Origin of the sequence: Vreelandella alkaliphila, assembly GCF_016107625.1 — a bacterium.
GTDB lineage: Bacteria > Pseudomonadota > Gammaproteobacteria > Pseudomonadales > Halomonadaceae > Vreelandella > Vreelandella alkaliphila.
In genome coordinates, this window is the sequence record NZ_JABASV010000033.1 from 1 (window position 1) to 1,177 (window position 1,177).

Below are 1,177 nucleotides of genomic sequence, written 5' to 3' on the forward strand. Positions count from 1 at the left end.
CGGTGTCAGAAGGCGACGTCATTGAAGCGGAAGACACCCTAATCACCCTGGAATCTGACAAAGCCAGCATGGACGTCCCGGCCCCGAAAGGCGGCAAGGTCATCAAAGTGCTGGTCAAAGAAGGCGATACTGTCTCCGAAGGCGACGACATCGTTGAGCTGGAAGTAGAAGGTGGCGGCGAAGAGACGTCAGCCCCCGCATCTGACAGCCAGCCCAACGACGCGCCAGTGAAAGAAGACAAACCAACGCAGGAAGACGCCCCCGCACCGGCAGCGAAGAAAGCCAGTGGCGGCAAGCAGACGGTCGATATTAAAGTGCCGGACCTGGGCGGTTCAGACAGCGTTGAAATCATCGAAGTCGCGGTTAGCGCCGGTGATGAGGTCAACGCCGAAGATACCCTGATCACCCTGGAGTCGGACAAAGCCTCCATGGACGTGCCCAGCCCGCACGGCGGTAAGATCGTTGCGCTGACCGTCAAGGAAGGCGATACCGTCTCGGAAGGCGACGTGATCGGCCAGATGGAAATCGCTGGCGAAGGCGGTGATGCATCGGCTGAAGAAGATGCATCGCAAGCGCAGGCTGCTAGCCAAGCCAGCAGCGCGCCGGAAGCAGCGGCTGTTGAAGAGTCTGCCGTTGAAGAAGATAGCGGTAGCGGTGAGCCTGAGCGCAAAGAGATTCGTGTACCTGATTTGTCAGGTTCTTCTGACGTGCCGATTATCGAAATTGGTGTGGCGGCAGGTGATGAGGTCAACGAAGAAGACCCTCTTATCACTCTGGAATCTGACAAAGCGTCGATGGACGTGCCGAGCCCTTACAAAGGCAAGCTCTTAGAGCTGACCGTAAAAGAGGGTGACACCGTCTCTGAAGGCGATGTGATTGGCTATATAGAAGTGGCGGGTGCCAAGAGGGTAGCCCCTAAAAAAGCCGCGCCGGAGAACGCTCAATCCTCTAGTGCTAGTCAGTCAAGTACTAGTCAGTCAAGTGCAAAGCCTGCCGCTTCACCAGAAGGTACGCCTAGCCCTGAAGCGCAGATGGCGGCTCATAAGCCTCGCGATGGGAAACTGGTACACGCAGGCCCCGCAGTACGCATGCTGGCACGTGAACTTGGCGTAGACCTCGGTCTTGTTAAGCCTAGTGGCCCGAAAGACCGGGTGCTGAAAGAGGATGTGCAGGCCTA

The 1,177-nt window shown here is 57.3% G+C and carries 1 protein-coding gene; it reads left to right on the forward strand.

What is annotated here, in order from left to right:
- Positions 1-2 precede the first annotated feature (2 nt).
- Positions 3-1,177: biotin/lipoyl-containing protein (locus JFC11_RS18840; RefSeq protein ID WP_422822570.1), on the forward strand; the 1,175-nt coding region annotated here is incomplete at its 3' end.